General features: G+C 59.3%; 15 protein-coding genes. 9 read left to right on the forward strand and 6 right to left on the reverse strand.

Annotated elements, in window-relative coordinates; all coding sequences use genetic code 11:
- The first annotated feature begins 166 nt into the window (after positions 1–166).
- Positions 167–1,642 (forward strand): inorganic phosphate transporter, encoded by a 1,476-nt coding sequence (locus BW43_RS01190; RefSeq protein WP_032891556.1) that lies wholly within the window; start codon positions 167–169, stop codon positions 1,640–1,642.
- A gap of 178 nt (positions 1,643–1,820) precedes the next feature.
- Here BW43_RS01190 and ccoM read toward each other — a convergent pair whose 3' ends face one another.
- Both ccoM and BW43_RS29100 read right to left on the reverse strand, forming a co-directional pair.
- Positions 1,821–1,937 carry a cytochrome c oxidase subunit CcoM gene (ccoM, locus tag BW43_RS29470; RefSeq protein WP_017530457.1) on the reverse strand — a complete coding sequence of 39 codons (117 nt, stop codon included), beginning with the start codon at positions 1,935–1,937 and terminating at the stop codon, positions 1,821–1,823.
- Positions 1,938–2,080: 143 nt separating this feature from the next.
- The gene (locus tag BW43_RS29100) at positions 2,081–2,242 is read right to left on the reverse strand and encodes a hypothetical protein (RefSeq protein ID WP_095184037.1); all 162 of its coding nucleotides are present in this window, start codon (positions 2,240–2,242) and stop codon (positions 2,081–2,083) included.
- Positions 2,243–2,375: 133 nt separating this feature from the next.
- Between BW43_RS29100 and BW43_RS01180 the strand changes: the two genes are divergently transcribed.
- From BW43_RS01180 to BW43_RS01170, 3 genes are all read left to right on the forward strand, one after another.
- The gene (locus BW43_RS01180) at positions 2,376–3,248 is read left to right on the forward strand and encodes a LysR substrate-binding domain-containing protein (protein WP_032891558.1); all 873 of its coding nucleotides are present in this window, start codon (positions 2,376–2,378) and stop codon (positions 3,246–3,248) included.
- 91 nt (positions 3,249–3,339) lie between these two features.
- Positions 3,340–3,810, forward strand: coding sequence for a RidA family protein (locus BW43_RS01175; RefSeq protein ID WP_032891561.1), 471 nt, complete (start codon positions 3,340–3,342; stop codon positions 3,808–3,810).
- Positions 3,807–4,988: an aminotransferase class V-fold PLP-dependent enzyme gene (locus tag BW43_RS01170; RefSeq protein WP_032891562.1), complete on the forward strand. Its 1,182-nt coding sequence runs from the start codon at positions 3,807–3,809 to the stop codon at positions 4,986–4,988. Before BW43_RS01175 ends, BW43_RS01170 begins: the two co-directional genes overlap by 4 nt.
- On the opposite strand, the gene BW43_RS01165 is transcribed toward BW43_RS01170, so the two are convergent.
- Positions 4,985–5,326 carry a hypothetical protein gene (locus tag BW43_RS01165; protein ID WP_032891563.1) on the reverse strand — a complete coding sequence of 114 codons (342 nt, stop codon included), beginning with the start codon at positions 5,324–5,326 and terminating at the stop codon, positions 4,985–4,987. The genes BW43_RS01170 and BW43_RS01165 overlap by 4 nt on opposite strands.
- A 218-nt stretch (positions 5,327–5,544) precedes the next feature.
- Here BW43_RS01165 and rapA point away from each other — a divergent pair, with 218 nt between their 5' ends.
- Positions 5,545–8,391 carry an RNA polymerase-associated protein RapA gene (gene rapA, locus BW43_RS01160; protein WP_032891564.1) on the forward strand — a complete coding sequence of 949 codons (2,847 nt, stop codon included), beginning with the start codon at positions 5,545–5,547 and terminating at the stop codon, positions 8,389–8,391.
- A 183-nt stretch (positions 8,392–8,574) separates the two neighbouring features.
- Here the strand turns inward: rapA and BW43_RS01155 are convergent, their stop codons facing one another.
- On the reverse strand, positions 8,575–9,921 hold the full coding sequence (locus tag BW43_RS01155) for an MFS transporter (RefSeq protein WP_032891565.1): 1,347 nt from the start codon (positions 9,919–9,921) through the stop codon (positions 8,575–8,577).
- A 252-nt stretch (positions 9,922–10,173) separates the two neighbouring features.
- On the opposite strand from BW43_RS01155, the gene BW43_RS01150 reads away from it, so the two are divergent.
- From BW43_RS01150 to BW43_RS01140, 3 genes are all read left to right on the forward strand, one after another.
- Positions 10,174–10,539 carry a YkgJ family cysteine cluster protein gene (locus BW43_RS01150; protein WP_032891567.1) on the forward strand — a complete coding sequence of 122 codons (366 nt, stop codon included), beginning with the start codon at positions 10,174–10,176 and terminating at the stop codon, positions 10,537–10,539.
- Between the two features lie 138 nt (positions 10,540–10,677).
- Complete coding sequence (locus BW43_RS01145; protein ID WP_032891569.1) at positions 10,678–12,942, forward strand: bifunctional diguanylate cyclase/phosphodiesterase; 2,265 nt, start codon at positions 10,678–10,680, stop codon at positions 12,940–12,942.
- Positions 12,943–13,144: 202 nt separating this feature from the next.
- Positions 13,145–15,322: a hypothetical protein gene (locus tag BW43_RS01140; RefSeq protein ID WP_032891571.1), complete on the forward strand. Its 2,178-nt coding sequence runs from the start codon at positions 13,145–13,147 to the stop codon at positions 15,320–15,322.
- Between the two features lie 36 nt (positions 15,323–15,358).
- On the opposite strand, the gene BW43_RS01135 is transcribed toward BW43_RS01140, so the two are convergent.
- Together BW43_RS01135 and BW43_RS01130 are read right to left on the reverse strand one after the other, a co-directional pair.
- On the reverse strand, positions 15,359–16,450 hold the full coding sequence (locus BW43_RS01135) for a hypothetical protein (protein ID WP_032891573.1): 1,092 nt from the start codon (positions 16,448–16,450) through the stop codon (positions 15,359–15,361).
- A 256-nt stretch (positions 16,451–16,706) separates the two neighbouring features.
- Positions 16,707–17,012, reverse strand: a complete 306-nt coding sequence (locus BW43_RS01130; RefSeq protein ID WP_032891575.1) for a DUF2288 domain-containing protein — start codon at positions 17,010–17,012, stop codon at positions 16,707–16,709.
- 340 nt (positions 17,013–17,352) lie between these two features.
- On the opposite strand from BW43_RS01130, the gene BW43_RS01125 reads away from it, so the two are divergent.
- Positions 17,353–18,480, forward strand: a complete 1,128-nt coding sequence (locus tag BW43_RS01125; protein WP_032891577.1) for a branched-chain amino acid ABC transporter substrate-binding protein — start codon at positions 17,353–17,355, stop codon at positions 18,478–18,480.
- Positions 18,481–18,656 lie beyond the last annotated feature (176 nt).

Raw genomic sequence — 18,656 nt, forward strand, 5'->3', positions numbered from 1 at the left:
TGCACTTTATAAATCAAAGACTTGCTAAAGCCCCGAAAACCCTGGGATCGCCCGGTTTCGCCCCAGGCGTTTCAATGAAGATTGTTACCGATGAGCAGCTAATGCATCGATTACTGAGGTTTTCTGGCATAATCGCGCCCCCTTACGACCGGGTCAGAAAACCTTCATGATCGATTTATTCAGCGGACTGGATGCTTGGGTTCTAGTGAGCCTGTTGCTCGCCCTCGCCTTTGTCCTCGCCTTCGAGTTCATCAATGGCTTTCATGACACCGCTAACGCGGTGGCCACAGTCATCTATACCAAAGCCATGCCGCCGCATCTGGCCGTGTTCTTCTCCGGGGTGTTCAACTTCCTCGGCGTGTTGCTCGGTGGTGTCGGTGTCGCCTACGCCATCGTGCATCTGCTGCCGGTGGAGTTGCTGATCAATGTGAACACCGGCCATGGTTTGGCGATGGTCTTCTCGTTGTTAGCTGCGGCGATCACCTGGAACCTGGGCACCTGGTACTTCGGTATCCCTGCTTCCAGCTCCCACACCTTGATCGGTTCGATCCTCGGTGTCGGCCTGGCCAATGCCCTGATCAACGATATCCCCCTGTCTGACGGTGTGAACTGGCAGAAAGCTGTTGATATCGGCGCATCCCTGGTGTTCTCGCCAATGGCTGGCTTCCTGGTCGCAGCCCTGGTGCTGATCGGTCTTAAATGGTGGCGTCCGCTGTCGAAGATGCACAAGACTCCGGACCAGCGCCGCAAGCTCGACGACAAGAAGCACCCGCCGTTCTGGAACCGCCTGGTCCTGGTGATCTCCGCCATGGCCGTGAGTTTCGTGCACGGCTCCAACGATGGCCAGAAAGGCATCGGCCTGATCATGCTGGTGCTGATCGGCATCGTGCCGGCGCAGTTCGTACTCGACCTGGGCAGTACCACCTATCAGATCGAACGCACTCGCGACGCCACCGTGCATTTGAGCCAGTTCTACCAGCGCAATAACGCCACCCTCGGCGAATTCCTGGCCCTGGGCAAAAGCGTGAAAGACGATCTGCCGGGCAAGTTCCAGTGCAACCCGCAGCAGACCGAACCTACTATCAATGCGCTCGTCAGTACGTTGAAAGGTGTCTCCGACTACCATTCGCTGACTTCGGATCAGCGTATCGAAGTGCGTCGCTACCTGCTCTGCCTGGACGACACTGCGAAGAAAGTCGGCAAGCTGCCGGGCCTGGATGCGCGTGAGAAGTCCGACCTCGACAAACTGCGCAAAGACCTGACCGCCACCACCGAGTACGCGCCGTTCTGGGTGATCCTCGCCGTCGCACTGGCCTTGGGCCTGGGCACCATGGTGGGTTGGAAGCGCGTGGTACTGACCATCGGTGAGAAGATCGGCAAACAGGGCATGACGTATGCCCAGGGCATGTCGGCACAGATCACCACCGCTACCATGATTGGTTTTGCCAATATCTTCGCCCTGCCGGTGTCCACGACCCACGTGCTGTCTTCGGGCGTGGCCGGCACCATGGTCGCGAACAAAAGCGGCCTGCAAGGTGGCACTGTCAAGACCATCCTGATGGCCTGGGTGTTGACGTTGCCTGCGACTGTTGGGCTGTCGGCCGGGTTGTTCTGGTTGGCTTCCAAGGCGTTGGGTAGCTGATAGATTTGGGTTGGAAAAGAAGGCGTGATCCTGATGGGGGTTGCGCCTTTTTTTTGGTTTTTTTGGCGGGGGACCTATCCGTTGCTGCAGCGACGGATATACACACAAAAACAACTCAAAAAAAAAGGCGACCGAAGTCGCCCAAAATGCCTTGCGTGCTCATGTAACCCGGAAAGACCTAGGGTTTTTTACGCTTGTTTGCGTCTTTCCAGATGAAGAATCCAAACCCTACAAAAAACAACACCATGAGGCTTACAGTCAGCACTCCGGCGAATACCACATTATCGATAAACATGACCGGCCTCCTGCACTTGCCCTGTTGCGATAGGGCTAAGTTACTGGAGAAGGCGGATTGAAAAATTGACGGGGATCAATGTCGCCCGCAACGGGGCGTAAAGAAGGGGACTAACTGACCTGCATCAACAGATGCAGGCCGTGTTAACGCTTTTTCGGTTTGTTCTTTGATTTTTTCTTGCCTTTGCCTAAAGGCATCGCGTGTTCAAACGCCTGGCGCACTTCATTCAGGCGTTTGTCATTGAGGTCATGTACGCGCTTGGCGCGTTCGGCATTCAGGTCGATCAGCTTGTCGTCATCACTCATGGCTTGTCTTACGTCGTGGCGAGTAGGGTTCAATAATGCGGGCTGCTGCGCCCGACGGCAAATCAGCGCGCGACAAATGGCAGGCGGTCGCCCAAAATCGGCACTTTCCGCACGACCCAGGAGGCGCACTCAGGTGGCTCTGCACAAGGATCTTCCACCGTTGCTGGCACTACGAGCCTTTGAAGCCGTGGCCCGCCACTTGAGTTTTATCAAGGCGGCGAGTGAGTTATCGGTTACCCAAAGCGCCCTAAGCCATCAGGTGCAAAAGCTCGAACAGCATCTGGGTAAACCGCTGTTTATCCGACGCACCCGCGCGATCGATCTGACCGCCGACGGGCAGCGTTACTACGATGAAATCCGCCCCGCCCTTGACGCCATCGCTGCCGCGACCCGCGCCCAACGGCAGCTGCCCAGCGCCACTGTGTTGCGCATCGGCCTGCTGGCGTCTTTCGCCACCTTGTGGCTGGCCCCGCGCCTGGCGGGGTTTCTCAACCGCTATCCGCACATCCAGGTGGAGCTGTTGCCAGCGATTCAACTGGCCAACGTCGCCGCCGCCGAGGTCGACCTGGCCATTCGTTACGGCAAAGGCGATTGGCCGGACGTGCGGGCCACGCGGCTGATAGCTGAAGTGATTTCACCGGTGTGCAGCCCGGCATTCAAGGCCAGTCACCTGCACAACGGCCCCTTGCTGATGGCAACCTCGCACCGGCCGTTCGAATGGACGGATTGGTCCCAGCATTATCAAGTCGACCTCGAACACCACCCGCGCGTCATGCTGCATGACTACAACATCGTGGTCGAAGCCGCCGTCGCCGGCCAGGGCATTGCCATGGGCCGTCACCGCCTGATCCAACGCCGGCTTCAGGACGGCAGCCTGGTGGAAGCCTTCGACTGGCCGCCCTACCACAGTGACATCGGCTATTGGCTGATCGCCCCCCAAGGTTCCACCGGTGAAGCGGCCGAGTGTTTCAGCCAATGGTTAAAGGAGGTCTGCGCTGACGCGTGAGTTATTTCGATACGTCGCGTGAGATCTATCCGTTTGTCGCAGCCTCCCCCGGACCAACATGCTCAAACCTCTTGAAATCAGAGGATTCAGCATGAGCAACTCCATCCGCCAACGCGTGAACGCCCTTGGCTTGACGCTGCCAGCCCCCAGCCAGCCGATTGCCAACTACATCAACCATGTCATCAGCCAGAACCAACTGTTTATTTCCGGGCAGATCCCACTGCTCGACGGCAAGCCTGCTTACCTCGGCAGACTGGGGGAATCCCTCAGCGAGGAAGACGGCACCCAGGCGGCAGAACTGGCTGCACTGAGCTTGCTCGCGCAATTGAGCGATGCCTTGGGCGATGACCTGTCGCGCTTGGTACGCACCCTGCGCCTGGGGGTGTTTATCGCCAGCAGCGCTGACTTCCAGCACCAGGGCGCGGTGGCGAACGGTGCGTCGAACCTGCTGGTGAACGCACTCGGCGAACAGGGCCGGCATGTGCGAACAGCGGTGGGTGTTGCCAGCCTGCCGGCCGGCGTGGCGGTGGAGGTTGACGCAATTTTCGAGTTGCAGCCGTGAGCCCGCTGGATATTCAACGATTAAGGGAGGCCACTCCCGGCTGCCAATCGGGCCTCGTGCACTTCAACCATGCCGGCGCGTCCCTGCCAAGCCAGGCGACACTGGACGCCATCATCGACCAACTACAGCGCGAAGCCCGCGACGGTCCAATGGAGGCCGGTGAGCATGGCGCCATGCTGATGGAAAAAGCCCGCCACGCCGCCGCGCAACTGCTCAATGCGCCCACCGCGTCCATAGCGTTTGCCAGCAGCGGCTCAACTGCCTGGAACATGGCGTTCCAAGCCTTGGGCGCGTGGCAACCCGGTGATCGCATTCTGGTGGGGCGCCACGAATGGGGCGGCAATCTGGCGAGCATGCAGCTGGCCGTGCAGGCGGGTGCACGGGTGGAAGTCATTCCCTGCGATGCAACTGGCGCGGTTTGCCCCGTGGCGCTGGAGTCAATGATCGATGCCCATGTAAAGCTGATCGACCTCACCTGGCTCCCGGCCAACGGCGGCCTGATCAACCCCGCCCAGGCCATCGGCGCAGTGGCCAAGCGTCATGGCATCCCCTACTTTGTCGACGCAGGCCAAGCTGTCGGCCAAGTGCCGGTGGATGTACAAGCGTTGCAGTGTGACGTACTCAAGTCGGCCGGTCGCAAACACCTGCGCGGGCCGCGAGGCACGGCGCTGCTGTATGTACGGCCGGACTTTCTCAAGCACCTGGACCCGGCCCAGCGTGACGTGCTTTCTGCCCCCTTGGCCGCAACCGGTTTCGACCTGCGCGACGACGCCAGGCGCTTTGAAACCAGCGAAGTGTCCTTCGCGCTGTTAGCGGGTTTGGGAAATGCGCTGCACGAGATGAATCACCTGGGGATTGAGCGCGTATGGGAACGCGTCGCACAGACCAGCACACAAATTCGCGAAGCTCTACGTGAGATTTCGGGGATTTCCCTGCATGAACTGGGCACGCTTCAATCAGGGCTGATCGCTTTCAACCTCGCCGGCTGGGACGCCTTCGAACTAAAACGGCAATTGGGATTGAAGCGCATCAATATCGGCGCCAACGGCGTGGGCTACACCCCGCTGGATATGCAGGCGCGTGGCCTGGCAAGCGTTGCAAGAATCTCCGTCAGCCCCCTGAACAACGATCACGACATCAAGTCGCTGATGGCAGCCCTGCGGCAACTGAGCGCTTAAACTTCGACGTCAACCCACAAGCCCTGGCGCGGCGCGTCTTCGATCAACGGCACGACCGGTACGGTGTTGTCGGCATTGAGCAGGTCGCCCGGAATCGCCAGGTGCTGATCCGGGTTTTCATCGGCTTCGCGCCGACGTTTCTGTTGTTCCTGCTGGCGGCGTTGTTCCTCGCGCAGCAAAAAGGTCGACTGCTCGGCATCGCCCTTTTTCAGGTCGATCGTGCTTTCGTTGGAGCCCGCTTGCACAGGGACCACGGGCGGAATATCCGGTTTCTGGCGGACCGGGTCGAGTTGCGACGTAACCGGTACAACGCTGACGGGCAGCATGGGTGGCAGCATGATAGTTGTTCTCCTGTCAGCAGGCTGTCGGCGGACCGGGCGACGACTTGAGCACGGACTCGCCAACCTGTGACCTAGTCGACACTCGCAAGTGCCCGCCACCCGTCGATTCAGCGCTCGCCCCTGCACTCAAACGGAGTAGTTTTCGTCAGAGTCCTTTGGCTGAGGGCCTTGTTCCGTTAAGATAGTCGGCTTTTTCACGGCGGGAGTCAGGCAGCATGGCGCAGCAGTATCAACCGGGGCAACGCTGGATTAGTGACAGCGAAGCAGAGCTGGGGTTAGGCACCGTTCTGGCACAGGACGGCCGCTTGTTGACCGTGCTCTATCCGGCCACTGGCGACACTCGCCAGTATGCGCTACGGAATGCGCCCCTCACCCGCGTGAGGTTCTCGCCGGGTGACTCCATCACCCATTTCGAAGGCTGGAAAATGACCGTTCAGGAAGTCGACGACGTCGACGGTCTGTTGGTTTACCACGGCCTCAATGGGCAGAACGAGCAGGTCACCCTGCCGGAAACCCAACTCTCCAACTTCATCCAGTTCCGACTGGCCAGCGACCGTCTGTTCGCCGGCCAAATCGACCCGTTGGCGTGGTTCTCGCTGCGCTACCACACCCTGGAACACACCAGCCGCCAATTGCAGTCCTCGCTGTGGGGCCTGGGTGGCGTGCGTGCGCAACCCATTGCTCACCAACTGCATATCGCCCGTGAAGTCGCTGACCGTATCGCGCCGCGGGTATTGCTGGCGGACGAAGTAGGCCTGGGCAAGACCATCGAAGCCGGCCTGGTGATCCATCGCCAATTGCTGTCGGGCCGCGCCAACCGTGTGCTGATCCTGGTCCCGGAAAACCTGCAGCACCAGTGGCTGGTGGAAATGCGCCGCCGCTTCAACCTGCAAGTTGCGCTGTTCGACGAAGAACGCTTCATCGAAAGCGATGCCGCCAACCCGTTCGAAGACACTCAGTTGGCCCTGGTTGCACTGGAATGGCTGGTGGACGACGAGAAGGCCCAGGACGCGCTATTCGCCGCCGGCTGGGACTTGCTGGTAGTCGACGAAGCCCACCACCTGGTCTGGCATGAAGAAAAAGCCAGCCCGGAATACACGCTGGTGGAGCAACTCGCCGAAGTGATCCCCGGCGTACTGCTGCTCACCGCTACCCCGGAGCAACTGGGCCAGGACAGCCACTTCGCTCGCCTGCGCCTGTTGGACCCGAACCGATTCCACGACCTGCACGCCTTCCGCGCCGAGAGCGAGAACTATCGCCCGGTGGCCGAAGCCGTGCAGGAGCTGCTCGATAAGGGCCGCTTGTCACCGACTGCACACAAGACCATCCAAGGCTTCCTCGGCAACGAAGGCGAAGCGCTGCTCACCGCCGTCAACGATGGCGACGCCGAAGCCAGCGCGCGCTTGGTGCGTGAGCTGCTCGACCGCCACGGCACCGGCCGCGTGCTGTTCCGTAACACCCGTGCCGCCGTGCAGGGTTTCCCGGAGCGCAAGCTGCACGCCTACCCAATGCCGAACCCGGATGAATACCTGGAGTTGCCGCTGGGCGAACACGCCGAGCTGTACCCGGAAGTCAGCTTCCAGTCGCAACCGGACATCGATGAAGAAAACCGCTGGTGGCGCTTCGACCCGCGCGTCGAGTGGCTGATCGACCAGCTCAAAATGCTCAAGCGCACCAAAGTGCTGGTGATCTGCGCCCACGCCGAAACCGCCATGGACCTGGAAGACGCCCTGCGCGTGCGCTCCGGCATCCCGGCCACGGTGTTCCACGAGGGCATGAACATCCTCGAACGTGACCGCGCCGCCGCCTACTTTGCCGACGAAGAGTTTGGCGCACAGGTGCTGATCTGCTCGGAAATCGGCAGTGAAGGCCGCAACTTCCAGTTCTCCCACCACTTGGTGCTGTTCGACCTGCCGTCCCACCCCGACCTGCTGGAACAGCGGATCGGTCGTCTGGACCGGATCGGCCAGAAGCATGTAATCGAACTGCACGTGCCGTACCTGGAAACCAGCCCGCAAGAGCGCCTGTTCCAGTGGTACCACGAAGCGCTGAACGCGTTCCTCAACACCTGCCCGACCGGCAACGCCTTGCAGCATCAGTTCGGCCCGCGCCTACTGCCGCTGCTGGAAAACGCCGACGACGGCGAGTGGCAAGCCCTGATCGACGAAGCCCGTGCCGAGCGCGAGCGCCTGGAGCAAGAGCTGCATACCGGTCGTGACCGTCTGCTGGAGCTCAACTCCGGCGGCGCTGGCGAGGGCGATGCGCTGGTTGAAGACATTCTTGAACAAGACGACCAGTTCGCCCTGCCGATCTACATGGAAACCCTGTTCGACGCATTCGGCATCGACAGCGAAGACCATTCGGAAAACGCGCTGATCCTCAAGCCCAGCGAAAAAATGCTCGACGCCAGCTTCCCCCTGGGCGACGACGAAGGTGTAACCATCACCTACGACCGTAACCAGGCACTGTCGCGCGAAGACATGCAGTTCATCACCTGGGAACACCCGATGGTGCAGGGCGGCATGGACCTGGTGCTGTCCGGTTCCATGGGCAATACCGCCGTGGCGCTGATCAAGAACAAGGCGCTCAAGCCGGGCACCGTGCTGCTGGAGCTGCTCTACGTCAGCGAAGTCGTCGCACCACGCGCACTGCAACTGGGTCGCTACCTGCCGCCGGCGGCACTGCGCTGCTTGCTGGATACCAACGGCAACGACCTGTCCGGCCGCGTCTCGTTCGAAACCCTGAACGACCAGCTGGAAAGCGTGCCACGGGCCAGCGCCAACAAGTTCGTGCAAGCCCAGCGCGATCAACTCACCCCGCGCATCAACGCCGGTGAAGAGAAGATCACTCCGCGCCACGCCGAACGTGTGGCCGAGGCCAAGCGTCGCCTGGCGGCAGACACCGACGAAGAACTGGCACGCCTGACCGCGTTGCAAGCGGTCAACCCGACCGTGCGTGACAGTGAGTTGGTTGCCCTGCGCAACCAACGCGAGCAAGGCCTGGCCATGCTCGACAAAGCGGCGCTGCGACTAGAAGCGATTCGGGTGTTGGTGGCGGGTTGATTACCGCCCTGCCCTGCTGAACAAGAAGGCCCGCGCAATGCGGGCCTTTTTTATTCGCTGGAGAACAGCGTTGGCTTTGCGGGCTTCATCGGGGGCAAGCCCCCTCCCACATTGATCAGTGGTCGACATAACAACTCGGTCAACTGTGGGAGGGAGCTTGCCCCCGGTGGAATCACCGCGGTTTCAAGCAGTCGCTGCCGCAGCCGGCACCTCAACCGCCATCAAGCCTTCCTTCATACGCTTGGCATCACGCACAAAACTGCGTGACGCCTGGAACAGAAACAACATCGTCAAAAACAGCGCCACCGGAATCAGGTACATGGCGTCGTGCAAGCCCACGGCTTTATAAGCCTCGGTCATCTGCGCAGCCCCATCGGCATACATCGCCGAATGGGCAAAGTGGTCGGACAGCCCGCCCACCACAATCGGCCCCATCCCGCCGCCGAGCAAGTACAACCCGGCAAAGAACAACGCCATCGCCGTGGCCCGCAGGCGCGGCTCGACCACGTCCTGAATCGCGGTGTACACGCAGGTGTAGAAGTTATACGCAAACAACCAGCCCACACTGAACAGGGCCACAAACACGCCGATCTCGATGCGCCCGGCGTGCAATGCCCAGGCGGTGGTCACAGTGGAGATGATCAGGCTGAACGCCGCAAACAGCAGCCGGCCATTGGCAACACGTTGATGGATCTTGTCGGCAATCCAGCCCCCCAAGGTCAAGCCCACCAGGCCGGTCAACCCGACAATGACGCCAGTGGCGACCGCCGCGTCCTGCAGTGGCATAAGGAAATAGCGCTGCAGCATCGGCACCAGGAACGAGTTGCACGCGTAGGTGGCAAAGTTGAAGCACAGGCCAGCCAGCACCAGCCACAGGAAAGTCGGCACAGCCAGTACGCGGCGAATCGGGCGGTCGACGCGTTCCTGGGAGACTTGTACGGTTTCGGCGGCGCCGCGCTTGGGCTCCTTGATATAGAACATGAACACCGCAAGGATCATCCCCGGCACGGCGGCGATAAAGAACGGCGCGCGCCAGCTGTCGAAGGCCTTGACCATCCAGCCAATGGTAAAGAATGCCAGCAATAGGCCAAGCGGCAGGCCCAGCATGAAAATCCCCATGGCTCGAGCACGGCGGTGCGCCGGGAACAGATCGCCAATCAGCGAGTTGGCGGCAGGCGCATAACTGGCTTCACCGATACCGATACCCATGCGCACCAGCAAGAATGTCCAGAAACTACCGACCAAGCCGTTGACCGCCGTCAGGCCGCTCCACGCGAACAGGCCCCAGCCCATGAGTTTGCTGCGCGAGCCGGTATCGGCCATGCGCCCCAGCGGCAGGCCGGCAATGGCGTAGACGATAGTGAAAGCGGTGCCGATGATGCCGAGCTGGAAGTCGCTCAGGTGCCATTCCATGCGGATTGGCTCGATGATGATCGCCGGAATCGTGCGGTCGAAGAAGTTGAACAGGTTGGCCAGAAACAGCAGGAACAGAATGCGCCAGGCATTCGCCGCTTGGGTCGAGTTCTGCATGGGTCCGTCTCTTTTATTGTTATGAGAGCTGCGATGCCCGATGCATCCTGCCCGGTACCTGCAACATAGTCAGGCGAGCTCTGGTTGTCTGTAATGATTCGTAAAGCTGATAGGGCATGATTTCACCCGGTGCTGCGGGACTTCACCTACAAAAATATAAGTGCGCCACCCTCTTCCCAACGGCCATGACGCGGATAGAATGGCGAGCCTTCCCGCAGCACCCCCTTCTTACCTTTCTTATCGATGACGCCCATGTCCGAAGCCAGTCCGTGTCTGAGTTGCGGTGCCTGCTGTTCACACTTCCGTGTGTCTTTCTTCTGGGGTGAGTGTGCCTCATCGGGGGGCACGGTGCCGGATGACCTGGTGGTGCAGATCAACCCGACCCGCGTGGCGATGATCGGGACTGATCAGAAGCCCGCACGCTGCTGCAGCCTTGAAGGTGAAGTCGGCAAAGGCACCAGTTGCTCAATATATGAGCAGCGTTCAAGCCCCTGCCGAGAGTTCGATGCGTCGTGGAGTCAGGGCGAACAGAACGTCGACTGCGATGCAGCCCGTGCCGCATTTGGCCTGCCGCCGTTGCAAGCGCCGTTCGAATTGGAACTGCCCATCAGCGCTTAGCATTAATCGCTATGGGCGGCATGCCAAAATCATTCAGAGCAAAGTGCCATTATCCCTGGCAAATCCTTCGAGGCTTCTATACTCGACCCCATAGGTCATTGCCGCAGGCTGTGACGTGACGCTATGACGGGACATGCTATGGAATGGCTGGGTCTGCACTTCTTTACCGATCTTCCAGCGAACGGGCACTTATTACTCAATTGCAGTCATAACCCTTTCCTGGTGTTGCTGGCCTATCTGGTGGCCTGTGCGGCGGGGTTCGGCACCCTGGACATGGCGGAACGCGTTGGCCATGTCGAAGATCCCACCGCACGCCGCCACTGGCGCTGGCTGGGTGCCGGCTGCCTGGCGGGTGGCATCTGGTCTACCCACTTCATCAGCATGCTGGCCTTCCAGGCCCCCATTGCGATTCACTACGAACTGATTACAACATTCGCCTCGCTGCTGATCGCCCTGATCGCCTCGTTGTTCGCCATGAAAACCCTCAGTCATGCCAACCTGCGGTTCCACCAATACGTGCTGGCGTCGGTCTGGATGGGGTTTGGCATCGCGTTGATGCACTACGTCGGCATGTCAGCCATGCGCTCCCAGGCTCAGATGTATTTCGAGTCGGGGCTGTTCCTCGCTTCTGTGGGCATCGCCATGGGCGCCAGCCTTGCCGCGTTATTGCTGTCGAGTTACCTGCGCACCGGCACTGGGGTATTTCATCAACTGCTCAAATACGCCGCCAGCCTGGTGCTGGGCGCGGGCATTCTCAGCATGCACTTTACCGGCATGGCCGCGACGCAATTGATCGTGCCCACGGGTGCCGACCTTTCATTACCGCTGGACAACAACCCGATCCAATTGGGACTGTCGGTCGCCGTGATCACCCTGCTGGTAATCGGCAGCAGCATCAGCGCTGCTCTGGCGGACAAGAAACTGCAGCACAAGGAACGCGACCTGCGTCGGGTCAACGCACTGCTCAGCGAACTGGACCAGGCGCGCGCCTCTCTACAACAGGTAGCCCATTACGATGCCCTGACCAGCCTGCTCAATCGCCGGGGTTTCAATCAGATCTTTGCGGAGAAAATCGCCGAAAAAACCGCTTCAAACGGCATGATGGCCGTGATTTTCCTGGACATCGACCACTTCAAGCGCATCAACGACAGCCTCGGTCATGACGCCGGCGATCAATTGCTCACCGTACTCGCCAGCCATATCAAAGGCTCGGTGCGCAGCCATGCAGACGTGGTCGCCCGGTTTGGCGGCGATGAGTTCTGCATCCTGATCAGCGTCCACCACCGCGACGAAGCGCGGCACCTAGCCCAGCGCATCATGCAGAAAATGAAAGAGCCCATCGAACTGGCCGGCCGCCGCATGGTAATGACCACCAGCATCGGCATCAGCCTGTTTCCCGACGATGGCCTGACCTGCGAAGAGCTGCTCAAGACCGCCGACCTGGCGCTTTACCAGTCCAAGGATACGGGGCGTAACAGCCTGAACTTCTTCAGTTCCAACCTGAAGACCCGGGCCTTCCTCGAACTGCAATTGGAAGAAGAACTGCGCAGCGCCTTGCGCGCCCAGAACCAACTGGTGCTGTTCTACCAACCGATCTTTGACATGAAACTGGGCAAGGTCACGCGCCTGGAGGCCCTCGTGCGCTGGCAGCATCCGCAACATGGGCTGCTGGCACCGGACCGATTTATCGGCATTGCCGAAAGCAACGGACTGATCGCCGACCTCGACCACTGGGTACTGCGCCAGGCCTGCCATGACTTGAGCCTGCTAACTGACCGAGGCTATACCGACCTGACCATGGCGGTGAACTGCTCGGCCCTGAACCTGGCCCGCGATGAGCTGGCAGATGAGATAGAAGACGCCCTGCGCTTCAGCGGGATCGGCGCTAATCGCCTGGAGCTGGAAGTGACTGAAAATGCGCTGATGGGCAACATCAGCAGTACCCTGGCGCTGTTGAGGCAAATACGTTCGCTGGGCGTGTCGCTGGCCATCGACGATTTCGGCACCGGCTACTCCTCCCTCGCTTACCTCAAGCGCCTACCGCTCAACACCTTGAAGATTGATCGTTCGTTCATCCAGGACATTCCCAAATCGACCGCCGATATCGAGATCGTCCAGGCGATTATCGGCATGGCCCATACCCTGCACCTGCAGGTGGTGACCGAAGGCGTGGAAACCCATGCCCAGTTCGAACTGCTGCTCCAACACGGCTGTGATTACGTCCAGGGTTACCTGCTGAGCCCAGCAGTGGCCGCCAGTGACATCATCAGCGTTATGCAGGGCATCGACATACACAACCCGCTTTATTCGTTGAGCATGGCAGCCACCAAAGACACCATCGCGCCGAGAGAACCTGCCCCGGGCCGACCTGGGCCCACCTCTATCGTCAGGCCAATTCGCTGACGCCGACTCTTTGGCATTTCGCCATCATTCATCTAAAGATTCCCGACGAACGGCCGATTCATCAGAGTCCGGCCAGGTTTTCCCTGAGAACAAGGGTTCAACCCGATCGTCCCGGACAAGGACGCACTGCAAAGTCGCGAACTCCCATTCCGTGATGGCCCTTTGATTCTTTCCAGCCATCCGCCCAGGCACATGGCGCACAATGACTTCTAAAAATAACTCTGCCACCGTGGTATCCGACGTGTTGCTCGCAGCGCCTGCGCAGAAGCCCTCAGGTTCAACGTCATTGACCACTGCCCGCCCGCTGTCCACCCAGCAATACCTGTACTTCACCGAAACCAATACCGACCGTATCCTCGATAACCTCGATGGCCTGCGCGACATGGTGTTTCCACGCCCGCCTCATCTGGAAGTGGACGGCGAGCAGCGCAGCGAGCAAGAGTTTCCGTCGGTATGCCTGATCGGCCTGGGCCGCTGCGGTTCGAACATTGCGCTGGACGTGGCGGAGTTGGTGTACAACGCGCGCAAGTTCTACCTGAACGAGTTCAGCAACGAAGATAAGTCGTTGGACAAGGGTTACAGTCCGGCCCAGTGGATCCGCAATAACCTGCGCCTGGGCGGCGGCAAGGCCAGCAAGCCGGTGTTCCTGGTGGAACCGTTGGTGATGCTCGGCGACCTGGACAAGGACATCGCCGGGCGTATTCGCTTCTCACGCAAGGGCGAAAAAAGCGGCTTCCTGCGCGACTACAGCAAGATGAAAATCATGGACCTCTCCGAAGTCCATGCCGGTGGCGCCGGTAACGCGCCGATCCTCGGCCAATACCTGGCGAAGATCATCCTCAACAAAGACACCCAGCGCTTTTCCAGCCCCGACTGGAAGATGATCCATTCGTACCTGATCGATTCCTGCGGCATCAAGGCCAATCAGTCGCGCCTGTACTTCTCGATCTTCAGCGCCGGTGGCGGTACCGGCTCAGGAATGGCCTCGGAATTCGGCCTGGCCCAGCAGCACTCGTACATGAACAAGACCTTCGACACCAAGCCCGCCGACGAGCACGACAGCAAAAGCGGCCATGCTTTCGTCTTCGAGCCGATCTTCACCAGCGGTATTTGTGTGCTGCCGAACATTTCCGATCACCGCAGTGAAATGTCCGAGGCGCTGCACATCAACGCCGGCCGGCTGCTGTGCAAATACCTTTCGGAAGAGTGGGACTTCTCGTACAACTTTGACAACGAAGACAGCAGCGAAGCCAGCGTGAAGGGGCGTATCCGCCCATGGAACGCGATGATGCTGATCTCCAACGACATCATGCGCTATGCCGAAGAAAGCGATGACGGCAACATCCAGAACATTGACGTCAATGCCATGGAAAAACACGCCAACCAGTACATCTCCCAGCAGATCTTCAACATCCTCACCGCCCAGGCCGTGACCACCGACTACGACCAGAACTACTTCCGTCGCGCCGGTATCGACATCGGTGAAACCATCCGCCTGGACGCCAATGACCTATTCATGAGCCTGGCCGGCCCGGTGGCGATTGCCTACGCCGAGTCCGTGGTTCCGGAAACCCCAGTTCCTTCGAATGACAAGTTCAAAGTCTTCGAGAAGGAGCCCCAGCGCCTGAATATCGACGATCTGTTCTTCCGCTCCATCGACCTGCCGCACTTCAATAAGGTTACCCAGGCCATCGAAGGCATCAGCCTGTTGCCAATCGAGTCCAAGCGCTACAAAGCGTCCCTGGAGCAGTACAAGAATTCCGGCTATGACGCAGCGGCGCTGCACGACCTGCACTTCTTCAAGAACTGCTCGTCGGTGGTGTCCATCGTCTCGCTGCCCAAGGACTACAAACTGTCCTACATGGACCTGAACCGGCTCAAGACTCACCTCAACAGCCTGTTCCCCAATACCACGCTCAAGCGCTACGCCTTGGTCATCGGCGCGTCGGCCAACCTGTCGCTGACCACCCTGATTGCCAAGAGCCCCTGCCTGTCGGATGACTTCCTGACGCTGATCGTGGCGTTTATCAAGCGTTGCTTCGCGCGCAATCCGTACCGCTTCGATGACACGCTGGACAACTCGATCCTGGATTTCATCATCCACGAGGACTTCGACGAAGACCGTATCGACGAGCTGCTCAACGAGTTTGAAAACCCGGCCAAGATCCTCGACACCAACTGGTACGCGATCAAACCGATGTATGAGAAGAAGTACCGGGAGCTGATCAACGACAAAGACAAGTTCGTATCGATCAATGACATTCGCCTGTCACGGGACTGCGTGAAGAAAGCGATCAAGTACCTGCGTGAGATCTATCGTCACCGCATCGGTAAGACCAAGGTTATTTCGTTGAATAACCATACCGGCAAAACGGCCTGATACTGTGCGACGGCGCCGCGTGGCGCCGTCGCAACGTCATTGCGTCATGCGCTGGCGCAGGAACGCGAGGATGGTTTGTTCGTCAGCGCGCTTGGCAGGCCGGGGAATATGCTTCGGCCAGCCGGCGTCTTTCGCACCGAAAAACCGCTGCTGCTCCGCCTCATCCCAGCCGCGAATCTCCCGCGAAGCCGATTCCCACCAGCCATGTCGGCACACGTCGTAGTACGGATGCTCGGGCGCCGAGCTGCCGTAGAGCAAATCGCGGCCGACCTTTTTGACACGCTTGCACTGATTGCGCAGCTTCCATTTGATGCGCAGTCGCTGCCAGGGCGAGGGCACCGGCTTGACCCGCGGCACATCAAGGCAACGCGCTACCAGCTCAGGGCCGAATACCTCACCGTGCTGGGCGAAGAAGTGCGCCTGCATGGCATGGAAGAAGCGCTTGTCGGCATAGTAGTGATGCACGAACTTGCACGCCTCGCGCACCTTCTGTTCGCGCATCGCAAAGGAAATCGCGATTTGCTCGATGGTGTGGATATCGAACGAGTGCTGGGTCCACTCGTCGATCAGGCAGATGGACGCTTCGAGCAGCGGCGCATCACTGGCGCGGACACCGCACAGGCCACTGTTGTAGAGCTTGAAGCTGTTATCGGCAGAGATGCCATGGGCCTGTAGGTGCTCGCCCAACTTGAGGTAGTCAGGACGCTTGCACACGTAGCTCCAGTCGTATTCGAAGCCATCCATCACGTACTGGCCCGGCTCGATCAGCTCAAGCACGCGATGGGGGGATTTGAGAAACAGGGTGTCGGTGTCAACGAACAGGGTCTTGTCCGCAAGCGCAAGCCCGTGGGCAATCGCGCACGCCTTGCGGCGGTGGGCATAGCCGTTTTCACCCTGCCATTGGGTCAGGGTCTGCTCGGCCAAGGTGATGGTCTCAACCGGCCAGCCGAAGTAATCCTGGGGGCGATCGGTCATGACACGGATGCACAACGACTCGCCCGCTTTGAGCTGGGACAAGGCAGTGAGGATACTGAACTTGGCTTCGCGCCGATAAACGTCCTGATTACCGTAAATAAGGTAAAGCAGCTGGTGCGAGGACTTGGCTAAAGGGGGCAGCGCTGACGGCATGACGAGCTCCGGGTGACAAGCGGCGAACTTTACCGGAATTCACCCTTTCCCACGTCATGATCTGACAGCCGCTACGCTTTATTCACACTGAGAAACAATTCTCCCGCCTATTCGCTCGCAAGATAACTGTTCCCATGACGCGCACGTCACCCTGAGCTGTGACCTTTCTCCACGGCAAGATGCCATCACCGTATCTGCGGTTACTCGGCTACACACTTTTGCCACGGAAAAACACGCACCGTTTTAGTGCTCACCTCTATTGCACCGCCCTTTCCTGGATCAATATCCACGGCGAAACCACCACCGCCCACAAACTCGGGTCACGCTCCACCAGGTCCAATGCCCGCGTCGCAGACACTTCGCCCAGGCTACCCGAGGCCAGCCAGGCAGCGACTTTGTCACGGTTGTCCTCGGCCATTCCCTCGGCGGCTTCGATCAAATCCAAGCCGGTGTCGACCCACAATAGGGCACCCTTGGCAAAGAACGGTTCAAGCTCCTTCCAGGAAATTTCGGCGGTTTCACCGAGCAGCTTGGCATAGAGGGTGCTAGGTTCTTGCGTCATGGGAGTTCACCTTGGGAAAAAATCGGCGCAATCATAACGTCGCGACCGAGGTAGAAAAACCCAGTTGCAAATGAGTCATCGATAGAAAGTGTCAGGAAAGCCAAGGATTGCCCGAAACTCTGGCATCACCCCGCCGCAATTCTGTCTTTTTCTTTCATTTAAGCGACACGCCAAGGTTTTGCCCCCAGCAGCCAGCTTTTCAAGCGATGAACCGGCGCTCTACACTGTACCGGTACAGTTGCCAGGGCACTGCCGGGGGATATCCGAGATATCTGATCCGGTTCTGCAGCTCACAAGGCCGCTAGAACTATAAAAAATACAACAGTAAGAGTGGAGCACTATGAATAAGGCTACTAAGCAGATTTCCAAACTGTTTGCCGCTATGGTCCTGGCTGGGGTTGCCGGCCATTCGTTCGCAGCTGACACCATCAAGATCGGCATCGCCGGTCCAAAGACTGGTCCTGTAACGCAATACGGCGACATGCAATTCATGGGTGCCAAGCAAGCTATCGCCGACATCAACGCCAAAGGCGGCGTCGACGGCAAAATGCTTGAAGCCAAGGAATACGACGACGCTTGCGACCCTAAACAAGCCGTGGCTGTCGCCAACAAAGTAGTTAACGACGGCGTTAAGTTCGTGGTCGGTCACCTCTGCTCCAGCTCCACTCAGCCAGCGTCCGACATCTATGAAGACGAAGGCGTGATCATGATTACCCCGGCGGCCACCAGCCCGGAAATCACCGCCCGTGGTTACAAGCTGATCTTCCGTACCATCGGCCTCGACAGCGCCCAAGGCCCAGCGGCCGGCAACTACATCGCCGACCACGTGAAGCCTAAAATCGTTGCCGTCCTGCACGACAAACAGCAATACGGCGAAGGCATCGCCACCGCCGTCAAAAAGACCCTGGAAGAAAAAGGCACCAAAGTTGCCGTCTTCGAAGGCCTGAACGCTGGCGACAAAGACTTCTCCTCGATCATCCAGAAACTCAAACAAGCCAACGTCGACTTCGTTTACTACGGCGGCTACCACCCTGAGCTGGGCCTGATCCTGCGCCAAGCCAAGGAAAAAGGCCTGAACGCCAAGTTCATGGGCCCTGAAGGCGTCGGCAACGACTCCATCTCGCAAATCGCCCAAGGTGCTTCCGAAGGCCTGCTGGTGACCCTGCCGAAATCCTTCGACACCGACCCAGCCAACAAAGCCATCGTTGAAGAGTTCACCAAGAACAAGCAGGACCCAACCGGTCCGTTCGTGTTCCCGGCCTACTCGGCCATTGAAGTCATCGCCGGCGGTATTACCGCTGCCAAGAGCGAAGACACCGCCAAAGTGGCTGCCGCCATCCACGCGGGCACCTTCAAGACCCCTACCGGCGAGCTGAGCTTCGACGCCAAGGGCGACCTGAAGGACTTCAAGTTCGTGGTCTACGAATGGCACTTCGGCAAACCAAAAACCGAAGTTTCCCCTCAGTAAGCCAGGCGTTACTGGTCCAACAAGCCCACTGTGAGAGCAGTGGGCTTTGTTTTACGAGGTTTATGGGCCTGTCACCCGCGATCCGGGCGCTGGCTCACCTGAAAATCTTAAAACCGTCACCAGCGGTTCGCTGGCAAACGCTTTGTGCAAATGTGCTCACAGAACACAGCACAGGG

It is taken from the genome of Pseudomonas sp. RIT357 (genome assembly GCF_000632245.1).
Classification (GTDB): domain Bacteria; phylum Pseudomonadota; class Gammaproteobacteria; order Pseudomonadales; family Pseudomonadaceae; genus Aquipseudomonas; species Aquipseudomonas sivasensis.